The sequence below is a fragment of the Serratia sp. 25CWL12 genome, assembly GCF_055790885.1.
Map to the genome: position 1 here is coordinate 3,874,920 of NZ_CM147698.1, position 17,806 is coordinate 3,892,725.

Annotated in this window: 14 protein-coding genes; 3 read left to right on the plus strand and 11 right to left on the minus strand. The window is 47.3% G+C overall.

Annotated elements, in window-relative coordinates; all coding sequences use genetic code 11:
* Positions 1-10: 10 nt before the first annotated feature.
* Positions 11-889, minus strand: coding sequence for a phospholipase A (gene pldA / locus ACX9GV_RS16820; protein WP_023490754.1), 879 nt, complete (start codon positions 887-889; stop codon positions 11-13).
* A 330-nt stretch (positions 890-1,219) separates the two neighbouring features.
* On the opposite strand from pldA, the gene ACX9GV_RS16825 reads away from it, so the two are divergent.
* Positions 1,220-1,690, plus strand: a complete 471-nt coding sequence (locus ACX9GV_RS16825; RefSeq protein WP_473196278.1) for a thioesterase family protein — start codon at positions 1,220-1,222, stop codon at positions 1,688-1,690.
* A gap of 183 nt (positions 1,691-1,873) precedes the next feature.
* Complete coding sequence (rarD, locus tag ACX9GV_RS16830) at positions 1,874-2,755, plus strand: EamA family transporter RarD (protein WP_473196279.1); 882 nt, start codon at positions 1,874-1,876, stop codon at positions 2,753-2,755.
* A 122-nt stretch (positions 2,756-2,877) separates the two neighbouring features.
* Here the strand turns inward: rarD and ACX9GV_RS16835 are convergent, their stop codons facing one another.
* The gene (locus tag ACX9GV_RS16835) at positions 2,878-3,939 is read right to left on the minus strand and encodes an AbrB family transcriptional regulator (RefSeq protein WP_473196280.1); all 1,062 of its coding nucleotides are present in this window, start codon (positions 3,937-3,939) and stop codon (positions 2,878-2,880) included.
* A gap of 199 nt (positions 3,940-4,138) precedes the next feature.
* Between ACX9GV_RS16835 and ACX9GV_RS16840 the strand changes: the two genes are divergently transcribed.
* Positions 4,139-7,975 carry a DEAD/DEAH box helicase gene (locus tag ACX9GV_RS16840; RefSeq protein WP_473196281.1) on the plus strand — a complete coding sequence of 1,279 codons (3,837 nt, stop codon included), beginning with the start codon at positions 4,139-4,141 and terminating at the stop codon, positions 7,973-7,975.
* Between the two features lie 357 nt (positions 7,976-8,332).
* Here the strand turns inward: ACX9GV_RS16840 and ACX9GV_RS16845 are convergent, their stop codons facing one another.
* The 9 genes from ACX9GV_RS16845 to ACX9GV_RS16885 form a co-directional block, all read right to left on the minus strand.
* Positions 8,333-9,334, minus strand: a complete 1,002-nt coding sequence (locus ACX9GV_RS16845) for an SEC-C domain-containing protein (RefSeq protein WP_473198057.1) — start codon at positions 9,332-9,334, stop codon at positions 8,333-8,335.
* Between the two features lie 381 nt (positions 9,335-9,715).
* Entirely contained in the window at positions 9,716-11,062 is a 1,347-nt protein-coding gene (locus ACX9GV_RS16850; protein WP_473196282.1) for a VasL domain-containing protein, read from the minus strand.
* 228 nt (positions 11,063-11,290) lie between these two features.
* The gene (locus tag ACX9GV_RS16855) at positions 11,291-11,623 is read right to left on the minus strand and encodes a hypothetical protein (RefSeq protein ID WP_473196283.1); all 333 of its coding nucleotides are present in this window, start codon (positions 11,621-11,623) and stop codon (positions 11,291-11,293) included.
* Between the two features lie 537 nt (positions 11,624-12,160).
* Positions 12,161-13,756 carry a type VI secretion system protein TssA gene (gene tssA / locus ACX9GV_RS16860; RefSeq protein ID WP_473196284.1) on the minus strand — a complete coding sequence of 532 codons (1,596 nt, stop codon included), beginning with the start codon at positions 13,754-13,756 and terminating at the stop codon, positions 12,161-12,163.
* A 123-nt stretch (positions 13,757-13,879) separates the two neighbouring features.
* Positions 13,880-14,515 carry a hypothetical protein gene (locus ACX9GV_RS16865; protein ID WP_473196285.1) on the minus strand — a complete coding sequence of 212 codons (636 nt, stop codon included), beginning with the start codon at positions 14,513-14,515 and terminating at the stop codon, positions 13,880-13,882.
* 61 nt (positions 14,516-14,576) lie between these two features.
* Entirely contained in the window at positions 14,577-15,170 is a 594-nt protein-coding gene (locus tag ACX9GV_RS16870) for a hypothetical protein (RefSeq protein WP_473196286.1), read from the minus strand.
* 659 nt (positions 15,171-15,829) lie between these two features.
* Positions 15,830-16,603, minus strand: a complete 774-nt coding sequence (locus tag ACX9GV_RS16875) for a hypothetical protein (protein ID WP_473196287.1) — start codon at positions 16,601-16,603, stop codon at positions 15,830-15,832.
* Positions 16,604-16,944: 341 nt separating this feature from the next.
* Entirely contained in the window at positions 16,945-17,436 is a 492-nt protein-coding gene (hcp, locus tag ACX9GV_RS16880) for a type VI secretion system effector Hcp (RefSeq protein WP_037383727.1), read from the minus strand.
* 68 nt (positions 17,437-17,504) lie between these two features.
* On the minus strand, positions 17,505-17,747 hold the full coding sequence (locus tag ACX9GV_RS16885) for a hypothetical protein (protein WP_473196288.1): 243 nt from the start codon (positions 17,745-17,747) through the stop codon (positions 17,505-17,507).
* Between the last annotated feature and the right edge of the window lie 59 nt (positions 17,748-17,806).

Here is a 17,806-nt window from a genome sequence, read left to right on the forward strand (position 1 = left end):
CACCACAAAATTACATAATATCGTTAAGCATGACACCAACACCAAACCGTGTCTGTTTGAAGTTGTAATCAATCATCGATTCGCCATAACCACTGAACAGCTGAGTATAGAAACGCACATGAGAGGTGATAGGGTAACTCCAGCCCAGCTCCGCACCACCAAAACCGGTATTCCAGTTATAGTGGCTATTAACACTGACCACACTTTGCCCCAGGGCATAACCTACTTTTAGCCGGTAATACCCCATATACTTGGTGATATCGGGATTATCGTCATTACTATCACTTTCAGAAACACGGAACCAGGGCTTGATATCTACCTGCCAATTGCCGTTCTGCGCCATCAAACGTGCATAACCGCGGTTCCAACTACGGGACGTGGGATCTTCACGGCCATTGGACTGATGGTTAAAACCCACTTCAATATCGCGCAACGTCCAACCAGCAAACTGGTAATCGGTGGCCCAGCCAAGGAAAATTTGGGGTTCATAGTTAGTTTCACGAAACGGCGCTGACTCCTCACTATTAGAAAGTTGCCACCAGGAACGCTGAGTATAGGAAGCCCCCAATAAGGAATTCTCACCGAGAATACCGTTCCAGATGGGAAAGGCCAGACTAATCTGGAATTTAACCTCATCTTTTTTGGCATTTTGCGACCAACTATAGGATTCTATTGCCTCTTTATTGAGGTCACTGGTATCGGTGTAAATGATATAATTAGGTTCATAAGAATAAAAAGTGAATGGCCCATCATAATGCTGCAACATATTGCTAATAATGCTGCCACGAACCGCGGATGTATTCAGATTCTTTTGCTCAGAAGCCTCATTGGCCGATACGGCTAATGGTGCCAACAACAGCGCCATCAACGCAACAGACATAACGCGCATGATTTGCTCACTCCAGAAATATTAAGAAAAGTTGTGATAAAAACGGATTATTTTACACACAAATCATAGGCGCTGTCCCTTGCTTAATTGCTGATGGTGTCAATGGGCATCCGGTTATGAGCCATTAACTCGTTATGCCGATCATCATTACTGGGCATGTAGCATAAGAAATGCCGCCTTAACCGGATAATCAGTAAAGATGTTGAACATTTTAGTAGATGATATGTTTAGGTGGGACTAGAAAGAAACAAAAAAAGCATAGAATTAACAAGTGAGCAACACGGATTGGCGAATGCGCCCAGCAACCCTATTCCTCTGAAGGTAATAACCATGTCGCATACCCCGATGACCGTGGAAGCCACGCGTCAGAAGATCAGTGAGATTTTTGTCTATCACATGCCATTTAATCGTGAATTGGGGTTGGAATTGCGCCACTTTGACGACGACTATGTGGAGTTGACCTTTATCAATCAACACAAGCTGGTGGGTAATGCCGCACAAAATATCCTGCATGGTGGGGTGATCGCCTCAGTGCTGGATGTTGCCGCCGGATTGGTCTGTGTCGGCAATGTTCTGATACGCCAAGATCCGCTGTTCGAAGAAGAACTGTTGGCCCGCTTGGCGCGCATGGGAACTATCGATCTGCGCGTTGACTATTTGCGCCCTGGCCGTGGTGAGCACTTTATTGCCGCCGCCAGCGTGCTGCGTAGCGGTAATAAAGTGTCAGTGGCGCGCGTTGAACTGCATAATCACGACGGCGTGCATATCGCCAGCGCAACGGCTACCTATCTGGTGGGATAACAGCGGGGCAATATGCTCTGTGCCAAACATTGCCCCACTGCCCTGCTGTTGATAGCTGGCATCAATAGGCCCAACTGGAAACAGACTTTGTAACAACATAACTGTATGTAGATCACAAAATCGGGACACGCTCGGTTAACTACAGTAAAATCTCTGTATCTCAGTTCCTACCCGGTACTCCTTATGGATGCAAACCAGACGCGGCAGGGCATCTTATTTGCTCTGGCCGCTTATTTTATTTGGGGCATTGCCCCGGTCTATTTCAAGTTGATCCAACAAGTACCTGCTGATGAGATCCTGACCCATCGGGTGATTTGGTCATTTTTGTTTATGTTGGTGCTGATATCGCTGGGCCGTCACTGGCCAAAAGTACGAGCGGCATGTCGTAATCCCAAAAAGCTACTCTTACTGGCCGTGACTGCGGTCTTGGTGGGGGGCAACTGGCTACTGTTTATTTGGGCGGTGAATAACCACCATATGCTGGAAGCGAGCCTAGGCTATTTTATCAATCCGTTAGTGAATATCCTGCTCGGGATGTTGTTCTTGGGGGAGCGATTTCGCCGTATGCAATGGTTCGCCGTCGCGTTGGCATTTACCGGAGTGCTGGTGCAATTGTGGCAGTTCGGTTCACTGCCCATCGTCGCTCTGGGGCTGGCTTTCAGCTTTGCCTTTTATGGGCTGTTACGCAAAAAAATCGCTATTGATGCGCAAACCGGTATGTTGGTTGAAACGTTGTGGTTACTGCCCGTCGCCGCCATCTACCTGTTTCTGATTGCCGACAGCCCCACCAGTCAGCTCAGTAACAACCCTTGGTCACTAAATCTATTACTGGTGGCTGCCGGGATTATCACCACCGTACCACTGCTGTTCTTTACGGCGGCAGCAACCCGGTTGCGTCTTTCAACCCTTGGGTTCTTTCAATACCTTGGCCCAACCATGATGTTCCTATTGGCTACCACCTTCTACGGCGAAACGATCGGCCTGGATAAATTGGTCACCTTCGGCTTTATCTGGGCGGCGTTAGGGCTGTTCACCCTTGATGCACTCTATACCCGTCGCCAATAAAGCTGCAGCGGTGTTGGCATTCCTCACTCACCCCAGTCACTTGGTAGGCCAAGCTCCTGGGGATTCGCTGCGTCGCCGCCTACCTGCAACTTCATTGAACTTGGGTATCTACCCAGCGGATATTACGTTGATTGCTCAGGCAAGGCGCGGTTGGAAATAAACCGCGCCATTGCCGGGCCCGTCAACAAAATAGTGAACAAACGCAGTGTCTGCATGGCCATCACAAACGTGATGTCGACCCGGCTACCTGCGGCAATAATGGCCACGGTATCCAACCCTCCAGGGCTGGTTGCCAGATAAGCAGTTAATAGGTCGACAGGCAAAAATAGGGTTAACATCCATGCCAGTCCGCCACAAAACAGCATCAAGGCGATAATCGACACCACTATTTGTGGCAAAGTACGCAAGGCCAACAGGAAGATTGGCCGGGTAAAACGCAGCCCCACACTCCAGCCAATGACCGTATAAGCCAACGCCAACAACCATTCCGGCACCTGCAACATCATGGTGCCGCTAGAGTGTAATGCAGCCCCCAGGATCATTGGCAACATCAGTGCACCAGAGGGAATACGCAAGCGTGGCCCCAGCCAAATACCCGCCACAGCAATCCCTACCGTGCCCAGAAAATTCCAATGCAATGCTGGGAACCATTCAACTACCACACTGCCTTGTCCTGCCTCACTCCCCAAGCTAATACGCACCACCATTGCCGCTGCCGTCGCCACAAACAGCACCCGCAGATATTGCATAAAGGCAACCAGACGGACATCGGCACCAAAATCCCCGGCCATCGCCACCATCGCCGAAGCCCCGCCGGGTGAAGTTCCCCAAGCGCCGGTCGGCCCCGGTAACCCGCTAAAGCGCATCAGACACCAGCCAGCAAACCCGCTTGCCAACAGCGTAGAGAGCAAAACCAGTAACACCAGTGGCCAATCTTTCAGTAATGGCGTCAGAATATCGAGAGACAGGCTTTGAGCAATCATGCAGCCTAACACGGCTTGTGAAACAACAAAGTAATGGGTGGGAACACGGGCCGATGCCCCCAGCAGGCCCATCACGACGCCAACGATCATCGGCCCCAACAACAGAGCAGCGGGAAAGTGGAAACGTTGCAGTAACCCTCCCAATACCAATGAAGCCAGTAGCAAGATAATCCATTGAATAAATTTAGGAAAATTATCCATAATGCCCTATGTTTTTTTCATTAATCGTATACTCGTCACCAATACTTATGGAAACCCCACCGTGATCACCGCTAGATTGATTCAGTTGGTATAGCCAATCAATCAAATTTTCTACTTTTTTATTTAAAGACAAACGAGCCCAAAACCACGAAAATATCGTATATCCAAGCCCATATTTAAAAGATCGCAGGAAGGCCCAGTGCAACGCTCAGAAATAACCTCATATGCGTTTAAAGATGGACAAATCGATTTCCTTGCCGCCATCATTGTCAGCCCTAGCCGCAAAGCTGAAGACCTTTATTTATCTTATCTAAACTATGTGGGTGAACAACGCGCAGGGCGATTCGCTGCGCTGTGTGACCAATGTCTACAAGCTGGCTGGATCCGCACCAACACACATCAAGAGAAAACGTTTATTCACCTCACCGCGGATGGCTGGTGTTTTGCTCTGCTCGCTGCTCAGAACACCTCACAAATCCGATTAAACCAGGGCTTACGCAACACGGTACGCGTACCGGAGGCCCATTACGCTCGCTTGTATGCCGCTTGGTTTGCACCGCACTATCTTTGGTCGGTAGATACGGAGCTACTTGAACAAAGCGTCAATGATGGTTTTTACCTGATGTCACAAAGTGATCAACTTTGGTATTTAGCCAACACCGCTGACCTTGTCAAAGGTGCTGGGGATTACTTTCTCGCGACCTACCTGCGGATGTCACTGGCCGCCACCACACCCGCCACCTATAAAACCCTGCATTCCTTGATATCAAACGTGGCGAAAAGAGCGTTGCCGATTCAACTGAGCCAAGATGCGGGCCTTTTTTCGCACAACCCCAGCCAAGCCCAACACTTCCTAGCCCCCCTTGACGAACACTATTTAGCTCGGCGTGAACTGCTGTTCCCGCTCACTCCCCGAACTAAACTCAGCCTTTCGTACTTGATCGATCTGTTTATTATCCAATGTCTGCGCCCTGAATTACTCCAAAACAGACTGGAACAGCTTGAACAGTTGGAGCTGGCAAGTGATTATTCCCTGGGTTTTTTCCATTGGCAAAAGGTCTTCAACTATCTGCAGTTGAGCGAAGATACGCTGGTGTCTCGGTTTTACGATGCGCCAATGTGGCTCGAGTCGGTATGTACCCCACAGGGTATCGCTTGGGGACAATTGGTTCTGGATTTGCTGCAAATATGCCGAGTCAAAACGCGCCCAGAGTTGCGACAATTTTTCAAAGCCTTGGCTCAGCATCCGCTGGCGGAGCATCTTGACGCCTCTAGTGCGCCAAACAAATTTAACCTCGCGCATATGGCCCAACGCCTTTTTGCTTATTTGACCGACCAAGAAACCGGCCAATACCGTTACATTGATAAACCCGATATGTGGCAAATATGGATCACAGAAGTAGCCACTACATTGCACAACCCGAAAGAGCAGCAAAATGAACGTTTAGCTTGGATGATTACCGAGCACGAGACCTTGTTGGTGAAGTTGCAAAAACGGGGCAAAAAGGGCTGGAATCTTGGGCGAAAAGTCTCTCCACACAGCCTTAAATATGAACACAACCTTGCTTTGACCAGTATTGATCTGGCGATCGCCGAACATTTGCAACGCGGCCAGGATTACTGGAGCGACGTATTTAAGCTCACCCCCAGCTTGCTCATGTTGTTATCGCAAAGTGAGAACGTGTTTAACGCAACTGGCGAACCGCTGCGTTTGGTCGCGGAACCGGCCCTGGTGGTGCTTGAAGAACAAAGCGGGCAGCTCGTGCTGCAATGCTATCCAACGGCGACAAAGCAGAACAAAGCCTTGTTGCAGCCTCGCATTGAAGGGATCTACTCTTTTTATTCGATTCCCGAACACATCGAGCGCTTTTTTACCCTCGCAGGAAAAATGCCCGCCGTCCCCATCGAACAGGCCGATGCGCTGATCGAACGCTTGGGTGATCAAGTCAACTGGTACTTTCTCACCGAAGAGCGTGGCAACATTATCCTAGGAGAATGGGATGCAACGCCGCACTTGTGGCTCAAGCTTGACGAAAGGACGTTAGAACTGTCTATTGAGCACCAATCTCACGACCAACGCACGCGCATCGGTTCGGGACAAGGCCCGCTCTGGCTCTATCAGGAAGGAAGTCTCTGGTATCACCGCGATCTTGGGCAAGAGCGACAGCAAGCGAAAGCGATAGCCCAAAAGCTCGGTTTAAAGACATGTAAAAATCATCGTTACAGCGTACCCAGCGAGCAACTACCGCAACTGCTTGATGGCCTAGATCAGCTCAAAGACGTGACCATCCACTGGCATCAAGGGAGCAAACGGGTCAAACAACTGCGCTCACAAGATGTTGGCCTTTCGATTCGACAAAAAGAAGAATGGTTTCAAGTTTCCGGTGATGTGCATTTTGATGGTGCTGAAGTGCTTGATCTCAAACGCCTACTTGAGGCTAGGCGCACGGGCTTTATTACCATAGAACAACAAAATCTCACCTTATTAGTCAGCGATGAGCTACGTAAACAGTTAGATTTTTTAGACAGCGTGCTAGATGACAATCTCTCGGTTAATCGTCAACTGGCCTACCCACTACAAAAGCTTATCGAAACCATGTCGGTGCAAAGTGACCAAAGTTGGCAAGCGCTACAACAGGCTTGGTCGCACCCCATCTCACTTGATAAAGCACTGCTTGAGCCACTACGCGATTACCAACGCAGCGGCGTACTCTGGGCAGCACATTTACTGCACAATGGTTTTGGTGTCTGTTTGGCCGACGATATGGGGCTTGGCAAAACGCTGCAAGCCTTAACCCTACTGAACCATTTTCAAGCGCAAGGTCCAAGCTTAGTGGTCTGCCCCAAATCAGTATTGCTGAATTGGCGCCAAGAAAGCCAACGCTTCACGCCGCAGTTAACAATGATAGACCTAGAGAGCTGCGCCGATCGCCAGCAAACCTTAGCTGATGCCCAACCTGGAGAGGTGATTGTCGTCAGTTATGGGTTGGTGACTCGCTTGGCCGAAACCTTGCAAGCAAACGAGTGGCAAACCGTGGTCTTGGATGAAGCCCAGCAGATCAAAAATCCTAATGCTGAGCGCGCTAAAGTGCTGTTTGATCTTAAAGCACAGCGGCGCATTGCCCTCTCTGGCACCCCAGTGGAAAACCATTTGGTTGAACTTTGGAGCCAGTTCACCTTCTTAAACCCAGGCTTACTCGGCTCTTTAAAGCAGTTTAAAGCCAAATACGCGCAAGCAGGCAAAAATGAACAAGATCTGCTGCGACTGCGCGCTTTAGTCAGCCCATTTATTTTGCGTCGCCTGAAAGAAGAAGTGTTAACGGAACTGCCGGAAAAAACTGAGCTGATCCATCATGTTGAATTGACCAGTAAAGAACGCAATGCTTACGAAGCGGTACGCAAAGAGGCGTTGCAAACCCTGAGTGAGAGCAACGGGAATTCCGCCATTTCGCTATTCGCTGGCTTAACCCGCTTGCGCCAAGTGTGTTGCGACCCAGGTTTGGTGTTTGAGCACCTTAGCGAGACCAGCAGCAAACAAAAAGAGGCGCTGCAACTGATCGCCGACGCCCTTGATGGCGGACATAAAATTCTGGTGTTCAGCCAATTTGTCCAATTACTCAAACGCTTCGGCCAGCAGTTAACCATGCAGGGGATCGATTTTTGTTACCTTGATGGGCAATCCACCAGCAAGCAACGGCAAAGTGCGATCAACACATTTAAATCTGGCAAGCACAGCCTTTTTTTGATCAGCCTAAAAGCGGGCGGTTCTGGGCTTAACCTCACCGAAGCTGATACCGTTATCCATCTTGACCCATGGTGGAACCCCGCAGTGGAAGATCAAGCGAGCGATCGCGCTTATCGGATGGGGCAAACCAAACCTGTCACCGTCTATCGGTTGGTCACAGTCAATACCGTGGAGGAAAAAATCATCCAACTGCACAGTGAAAAACGCGACTTGGCCGATAAAGTGCTATCTGGTCAATCGAGTGCCGAACAGCTCAACCCTGAATTGCTTTTACAGCTAATGACGGAGTAGCAACATCATTAGCCATCAATGCTTAATAGTTCACCCGGTCTGGTCACAGGTCTACATAACGTTACTTATTGAGTAACAATATGTAGACCAAGTAAGTACGAGGAGTGATTGCCGGTTTAGAACGCAAGATTGCTATCTAGGAACGCCACCTTGCGGAGTTTGGTATTCCTTACTGGCATTACAGCAAGGAATAGCCAGTGCTGCTGACGATTTAACCGTGCTTTACGACTGTGACTGCTGGTCATCAGTCGCTTAAAACGACACTCAAACTCCAATGCATCCTTGTTAAACCGATAAGCTTCGAACCGTTGATGCAGATAGCGTGAGAATTGAGATTGGCTCACGGCGACCTTGTTATTACTTAACACTAAATTGAAATGTCTGGGTTAACAAAGGCTGAGGTTGGACTTTCCGTGCTTTGCCTTCTCGTGGGAAAAAGCTTTTCGGATCGGCGGTGACGAATCCCCAAAACTGCAAAAAACGCTCGATAAAACGTGATTCAATGATCAAGCCTAACTGTTTTTCTGGCGAGAAATAATCATTTGGAGAGAACTCCTGCAACAAATCAGGGAAGGCGGTCATCACCTCTTTAATAAGCTGATCTGCACTGGTATGGCTTTGTAAGCGCCACAGCATAAACAGCCAGAAGGTGCGTAAATCAACATTTTGATCAAAACCGTCTAAGTAACCCCAGTTATATTTTTTAATTGCAGTTTCTAACATAGGTTGGAAAAAGGCTTGAATACCTTGTGTTTGATAGCGCTTCTGGGCTGTCTTTTTGACATGGTAGTGACCACTACGACGATAAATGATGCCCGCAATTTCTGCCAATACTCGGGTATAGTGCAACGCATTGAATTTCTCTTCATTGCTACCCGCATAGTCACTAATAGTGATTGGTGTATTGAGTTCTGACACCGCAAATTCCGGCAATAACGCGCTAGCCTGCTTGACTAATTTAACCGGAAGGTTACCTCTGCTGGTTGCTTTAAATGAACCCTCATTTTGCATCGCTTCATCAAGAATTAGGGTTAAATAGCGCATTACCGGGCTAGATGAAAGGTCGTCTGGCGTGGCAATGGTCACCCCGTTCAATTCATCAAAAGACGCATAGAGCCAATTGGTCATTTGCGTTGGCGATAAACCACAAAAATCAGGGTGCGGGCGGTTGTTGCGTTCAAACATTTTATGTTGCAAAGCCGCATTGAGCTCATCAAGTGTCAAGCTGGGGTTCATGGCAACCATGGCTTCAACATCATCGAACACTTCAGCATGCTGTTTTTCTAAACTGTTCATACAGCAATGCTTGTATTTTTTTCCGCTGCCACAATGGCAACGGTCGTTTCGACCTAGTTTCATATTCACTTCACATTTCCTATTAGACCCCTTATACAACCGATTGGGTCAGTCTGTTATAGCCAAAGAGGAAAAGTAAACAGCATACTCCCTCGTTAAATAAAGCGACACAGAGATGACCACACAATATCTAAGACAAGTAGTTGGGTCTATTTCTTGCTCACCATATGATTTTTTCGCTTAACAAGAATTTTATACCAAAAATCATTCGAGTTGCTTGTAGGCGGCAACTGAGCGAATCCCCAGGAGCATAGATGACTATGTGACTGGGGTGAACGAAGGTAGCCAACACCCAAGCAGTTTGAAGTAATAAGGGTATAAACCAGCCAGACTACGGGCATATATCCCCTTAGCCATTCACACGGCTGGCAAATAAACGCCATATTAACGACTTCCCACCTGCTGTTTGATCAGCATATAGCGGTTAAGCAGTTGTGCCAGCCGCAGCTCTGCCTGTGACTGCACATTGCCCGATAAGCTGTTATCTGTTGAGGCCGTCGCCAGTTGGCGCAGTTGCTCTTCCATCGGAACCGTTTTGCCAAATTCCTGGGTAATGGCAAACACCATGGTTTTCAGTTCGCTGCCCGTCATGTATTTGCCCTTCCGTTCATCCAGCGCATTCAGCCGGTCGGTCAGTTGCTGGAGTTTCACCATCCCCTGATGCCAGTTGTCTAGCGCCGCCAACGGTAAAGCATTGGCTTCCAACTGTTGTTGCCACGCTTTCTGCATCTGTTCCGCCTCCGGGTTGCTCGGCCACAGGGTCTGTGACTGCGCAATCAGTTGCTGTCCATACTGCAGCGCCCAGGCCGGGGGCAGTGCCATTAGCCAGTTAAGCTGCGTATTATTCTGCTGCGCCAGACTCCCCGCCTGCCGCTGGGCCAGTGAACCCGGCTCACGCAATGCATTGAGTTGAGCAGCCTGACGCGGGAGTTCGGGCAACGGCGTTATTGATGCCACCAGTTGTTGCTCCACCGCCGTGGGCGAATGCAGGTGATGCCAGCCCCAGAGTAGCAGGCCCCCCACCAATAAAGCACTACTGGCCCCGCCGATAAACGACCAGACATAACCCCGTTTCTCCGGTGGAGGGGGAGGCTCCGGCAACGATTGTGCTACGTAGACCAGTGGTTGATGGCCGCTCAGTTCAGTCACCGGTTGTGCCGTGACAGCTTGCGCAGGCAGCACTACCGTCGGTTCTGGTTGCCCTTCATAGGGGGCATTTTCCAACCGGGTGATGGCCTGCTTGACCTGATGCAGTAACCCGTCCATCCGGCTGGCTTGTTTCAGCTCATGGCGCGCCAGCGCCTCACAAAAGCTGTTCAGCCCTTTTTCCGCCTGATACAACGCCGGCAGTTCATCACGCGCATCGAGGGGAAAGGTGCGCAATACCGCCTGCAAACGAGGGCTCAGACCGGCGATAATTTCCATCCGCGCATGACTGTGCCCCGGCCACATCACCGCCCATTGATAACTCACCAGCGCATTGAGCAGTGCCAGCCCTTCGTTAAACCCCACCATCCCGGCAATATGGGTACGTGCCAGGGTGTACCAGGCGGCGGTCTGCAGCTCGACCCCATTTTGTTCAAACAGCCGCAAACACAGGATTTCCGCCTGTTTCCAGTTCACATCTGGCCGCGCCGGATGGGAAAGCTTCATCATCTCATCCCGCAGCGCGGCATAATCAGCCAGGGCTCGCGGGTCACCGCCGTTTTTAAGTTGTCTGCGTGTATTCACGTGGCAAGCTCCCTCTGTTCCAGAAGAAAATTAATTAATAATCGAGTTTATTTTATTGAAGGAAATACGTTGAAACCCGCCTCGCAAGCAGTAACGAGAGAGACTCTCTGCCCATTAAAGCGTCGCGTATCTTTCTTCACAATCCAACCTTAAATTGTTTACTCTGCAATGATATATTGACTGTTACTTATCTCACTACCCATAAAAGTACCCCTACACATCTCTTTTTTACTCTTCAACTCCCTTAAGTTCAGCTATTTTAGCCTTTAAATTATTGATCTTCCTTATTGAAAAAAAGGAAATAATCGCGAGGATAATAATAAATAAGATTATTGACGCCCAGTACAATGCATATACTATATCATATATCCCCGAGACCATAAAATATTCATTCTTACCCATAAAATAGGGTTCAAAGCCATATTTAATATCCACCAAAATAACATACAGCATAGCTGTCATTACAGTAAAAAATATAAAGACTGGCGACAGCCATGTAATCAAGCGTAACATAAATTTAATCATTTTCAGACCCTGATATATACCTATAAGTTGCTTCATTGCAGCCTGCCTTCGCCCCAGCCACAGAGTTATTATACCCCCAGAGTCGCTCAGTTAAGGCTTAAAGCATTTCGCTTTATTTTAACTATATTATTTACCTAATTTACTATCTGATAAATTTATTCGATAGTAGAATTACGCCGGTGCTTATAAAAAACCAACCCAAGTGAATAGGTATATATTATCAATTGAATTCAATAAAGCATCATAGCAATTGTAATACTCTCCATTACCCAAGATTGTAATTGCCTTATAATTTAGCAATACATTTACAGCTGGAATGACTAAGCCTATAAAAAATACCAACAGAGCAAGGAAAATAATAATAAGTTTATATGGTTTGTATTATTTATTGAACCAGCCCATTTATTGACCCGACTTTCACCATCAGTGAAAATCGGGTTTAGCTTTTTTAATGTATGGGACGCATCATATTCCGTGATAATACTTATCACCTTCACCACCGCAGGTCGCTTTATCCTGGATGAACAGATAATAAGCTTTTATCATTTTCTATCCTTTTAATTATGAAATCACTCAACCACACAATACCGCCGCACGCGCTGGGTCGAGGCTGATAAGCCCGGAAAGCAGGGATTCCATCTCCGGTTGCAGGCGATTTTTATCCGCTTCGCTACGCGCCGCTTTTAACCGCAACAGTTTCAGGCGTCGGGCCTTCACTTCAAACATCAGTTCCGGGGTCCATTGCGGCAGAGTGAGTGTATGACCACTGCTGTCGAGCTCCGCCAACAGGTGCAGGGCCATGTCGTTTTTACCGTACTGCTCCGCTACCCGCGCCATCAGCAGGCGCATCAGCCAGCGGTCACGACTGCTAGTGAACCCTGGGCGCGCCTGCAGCCAATTCAACGCCGCTTCAATTCCTTCGCTGTCTGCCAGTTGCAGCACTTCCGGCTCTAGGGTCAATATCTCATCATGGGCATGAGAAGCCGCCGCCACCGATTGCCCCTGCCAGCCCGGCAGATTGTCCTGAACCTTTTCCTCTATCCAGTTCAGGGTCACTTCATCGGCAAAAGGAGTGCCGTCACTGAACGCCAGGTTTTCCAGCCCCGGCAAGCGGCTCAGCAGCCCTTGCAGGTCATGGCAGATAATATCCGCCACCACACCGTCACTCCCCAGTTTCACCCAGGCCTGCCACAGATACCATTGCACATCCAGGCACAGATGATTGACCCCCTGGGAAAATTGGCTGTCCGCCTGCTCCAGCAACTCCGTCCAGCTCTGCTGAAGATAAAGCCGTTTCAAGTGGGCACGGTGTTCTGGTTTCGGGGGAGCCAGGCGGGTACGGCCACTGGCATCCAGCGGCGGCAGTTGCGTCAGCGTATCCCAGCGCACACTCTTCATCAGGTGATGCCCCGCCAGCCAGCCCCCGGGCTGGTCACGTAGGTACTTTGCCAATACCCGGGCCTGATCGAGCAAGTCACGCCCGGAGGTGATGGCGGCCATGGATGGTACCGTGCTGGCAGAGGAGGCCACGGTATCGTTACCCTCACGGCTGGTCTGCGGCACCAGACTATTGGCCCCTCCGCTTCTTGCCAGACGGGTTTCCAATGCCAGATACAGCGGCGACAGTTGCGGACGGGCGCTCTCTTCCAGCGTCTGCAGCACCTGTTCAATCAGCTGCAGGGCACCGGCCATGCGCTGCATCACCGCCACATCGGTTTCCGGGTAGCGTGACAAACTATCTAGCATCCGGCTACTGGCCAGCCATTCCAATGCGGATTTGCGGGGGCGCTCACGCTGTGGATGCAGTTGCCCGCCAAAGCGCTGTAACATCCCGGCCAACAATGCCAGCCCGTCCGCCAAACCGGTATCCCCATCCTGATGTAGCCGTGCCCAGATATAAAAGGTCACGACCCGCAGATCCTTGCTGATGGTGGTCAACAGTTTTTCCGCCAGGGTGCAGATAAGTTCGGTATCCATCCCGGAGAGTTTATTGACCTCTTCGCGAATGCGCTGAAAATCTTCGTCATAACCCGGGTCTTCACCGGTTGGCAGGCTCTCACTCAAAGGGGCCAACCAGCTATTCCAGTGGGCAATAAAGGTTTGCTCCTGTTGCGCCAGAGTCTGTTCATCCGCCTGGCAGGCAGCCATTAAACTTTGCAGGTCAGCCATTATTGTGCACTCTCCATGAGTAAATTATTGCTATTGCCGGATGGGGCTGTCTCCGCCACCAAGGCGTCAACACGGAAAGCCTGAACCGGTAAGGTAAAATCGTCAATCTCGCTTCCTTTTTGATTAGATGGAATATATATGAACTTGTTTAAATATGATAGGATATATCTCTTTATTTATACTTTCATCTTCAAGGCGAAAATCTAAAAATAACTTATTGCGATAAGTATACCTTGCCACTTTAAACTTATTAATTGCCTTTAGTCCATCATCATTAATATAAACAGTTTCTTTATCATAAACACCTTTAAACACAAGTTTTATTGTCTCTATCTCTTTTATATTAAAGGGAACACTAACATTCGAGGCGTTAAAGGCCATACCAAGTGATACATAAGAAGAAGTCCATTCATTTGAGTTATCTTCCTTAAGCAAGCCTACCTTCACTTCTCGCTTATGTGACATAATATATCTATTTATAGGTCCCCTCTTGGGATAATATGGAGATGCTTGATTGTAGAAACCAGTGTTTTCCTCTAATTGCTCATCAATTGAGCTTTCTTGCGAAAGAATTTTCACTGACGTGCGAATTGCTTCGAGAAACACATTTTTGATATCTACCTCCATCTTTATGCCCCCATCATATTGTTCATTCCTTTGTTCTTCAGATGCATAGCTTATCGCAGGGATAAATGTGACGAGAATCAACAATGACATGCTAATCTTTAATAAAATATTGCTTTTTTGATGTGTTGCCATAAGTCATCTCCGTTTATAAAGTTGATAAACAGATACTGTTAGTGGTTTTATTAATCAATATTCATTTACTTATATTGACTTCATGAAAATTAAAATACTCAACCCAGTTTAGTGGTGCTAAGTTAACAGTAAGGTAATCTTTCTTTTTGGTACCATCCATTGAGTTCCAAAAAGGCAACCACATCCAATCCCACCAGAATGATAAGTTCCCTTGCATACTCCCCAGCCCATCAGGATCAATTTCAGGGAATGCGACCCATGGAGGAGGCGGCGTTATATGTAATTTCCAAACACTGTTGATAATATGTTCCGAATTAGTGATTAATCGTACAACCTCACCACCAAAATCATTATAGACATTTAGTGCAACAGCCTTATTTTTTGAAAGTATGACAATGTCCCTACTTTTCTCAAATGTCATGCTTGATTCAAAAGCATCATTAATAACATCAATTATTCCTTGTGTGAATTTTTTATCCATACAAAAGAACATTCTATATGCATAAGTGTTATCTTTTATTAATGAGGTTATGCAAGGATACTTTTTAGAATCACTTACTTCCTGAAAATTTCCCTTAGAGAAAACAGATGTGAAATCATTAACTTGATCTTTCTTTATTTTATTGAGTAGATTATTTAAAAATTTAATTTTCATCTATTTTACCCACCACCCAGTCAGCGCCCCAGCACCCAGCTATATTCGTCATACCTCAAGCTGCTTGGGTGTTAGCTACGCGCTGTCACCCTAGTCATATAGTCGGCTATGCTCCAAGGGATTCTATCACTTGCCGCCTACAAACAACTCGAATTATTTAGGATATATATCATTTAAAAATCAAATCAGGTAAAGATAGAAGGAATGAGATCAAACCAAGAGAGAGATATAATACAATTAAACCAGCTATTACGTTAAGGATTTTACTTTTCCCCATCCCTCTACATAGTATGTAAATGCAGAATAACCGCAAAAAAAAATATAAAATCAAAAAAACAATAGCAATTGACTCACTAAGTCTTGAGAAACCAACAAAGAGCAATGTGGAAATAACAGCCAAAAAATAATAAAAAAAGTTAATAAAGAAAACAAATAAAATCCTGGCAAGTGTTAACTTCCAACTATCACTCTCTTTGGAAGGCCTATTGAAGATATGGTCAGATATTTCGCCCAAATTCATTTTATCATCCTTTATATTAGTCAGCGCCAGTAAGTAAATCTTAACGAATGGAACATTCCCATGCTGCGTAGGTAGTCATAGCGGTTGTTTATCACAATTGTGCCAACACCATTATTGTGCAGCATCTGAAAATAGGATTTTAGTTCATATTTACATTCCTATATAGCAACTTGACGTCCCATACCTCAGCCAATTCAATCGCGAACTTATAAAAATATTCTGTTTCCAATGTGTACTCGCTTGCTGAAAGTTCTACTTCCAAGCATTTTCCATCATATAAAAATGAGAGAGAATACCATAGATCATCCCTCATATTGAACTCTGTTATAATAAGCGATGATAATCCAATTGCAGGAAATACTAATGCCATGTTTTTGTATTGAATACCACATGCATGATCAGTCGCATCACGGAACCCGCACAATGAACGCGGATACGACAATACAGGCTCTATAAAGTAACATTCAGGAATCAACTGTTGAACACGGCTCAAGAAAACAAACATAAAGTTATTTTCAATTTTTTCCCGCTCACATTCTGGTTTGTTTTTAACGTCAATGAATCTATCTAATCGCCTTGAACTAATACCACGCGCACTTTGATATGGTCTCCGCCCAATCTCTTTACTATCTAACCCACTTACAATATCATCATTAATCGATTTTATTTCTGGAGGATCAGAAATAATAACATATTTTTCACTAATCTTTAAATCGACATTATATTTTTTATACTTTGAAAAACAAAATAGCATAGAAAAAACAAGCACAAAAGAACCTAACACCCAACCAAAATGATGATAAATTTCTCGTGAAAAAATCAAAGCGAGTAAAACCGCAAAAATTAAAGCAATATTTTCTCTTAAAAATGATTTATTCATAGCATTTAAGGTTCCAGATTCCGGTTTTGACATCCTCCTCGCCCTAAAGAAGGAGGCTCCCTACAGCATTCAGACCGAAGTCTGACTCACCTCGGTGGGTTCCTGCTTCATCGAGCGGCCTAAAGCTGCCATCTCTCCACAGGCTAACGCGGCGTGCCCCCGCCGCTAAAACTGGATAAGGACAGTGCGCCTGGTGATGGTGTTTAGTCGCTATCAGCAGTGAAGCGTCTGTTTTGGCACGCTACCGCCCTTCGCTATAAACCAAAGCGCATCAGGTCAGGGGATAGATTGTATTTTCGTTACCTTTTTATTGAGTCTCCGCAGCGCAGGCACTCAGCAAAAAGCGCGGACAGACCAATCTGTCCGCACCGGTATTACGCGGTAGTACGTTCGTTCCAGGAATCGGAATGAATGATGTTGCCGTCTTTGTAAGTCCAGGTGATTTTTTCGTAGCGCAACTCTAACTGCTCCAGGTGGTTGTGCTTCTCATACGCCGGGTCTTTGATGTCATGCATCAACGGATTGACTTTGACCACCTTGACGTTTTCCAGTTTGGTATTGAAGTACTCCACTTCCTGGCCGGCGTCATTGATTTTATACCACTTGAACTCCGCTGACTTCAGGGTCTGGCCGGTGGTCACCGCCTTGTACAGGTACGGGCTGGAGGCATCGATTTCCTTGGTAAACAGGAACGGGGTGTGAATACGGGTCCCCGTCAGTTTGCCGGTGTTGTTGTCAGTCGGGATATACAGATTATGCTGCTGCGCAACCACTTCGATGCTGCCTTCACGGTCTTTGACATCAACAGAACCCTTGATGTCGGCACCGCCGTCATCCTTCAGCCACAGATATACTGGTATTGCCATTGGTTTTTCTCCATTTATACCGTCGTCATTCAAATTGCTGCGTTGTTGGCTTTCAGCCCTCACCCCAGTCACTTGGCTGACCAAGCTGGGGATTCGTTGCCTTGCAGCCTAGCCGCCACTCGAATGAGCTTGGGTACCTTGTTGTGTACCGTCACCATCCTGTGATGACGGCGGGTGTTGTCTGGTAAGTAACAAGCATCGATCGCCTGCGGTACCAGACTGATTTCGATACGCCGGTTATGTGCCGCGTCCAATGCCAATACTGCCGGCAGTATGGCGGCATCAACCAGCGTGCCATGCTGAAAGCGCACCTCTAACTCCTGGGCTCTCACCAGCACGCCTGCTGCTGGAACAGTTGCGGAGCCAGAAA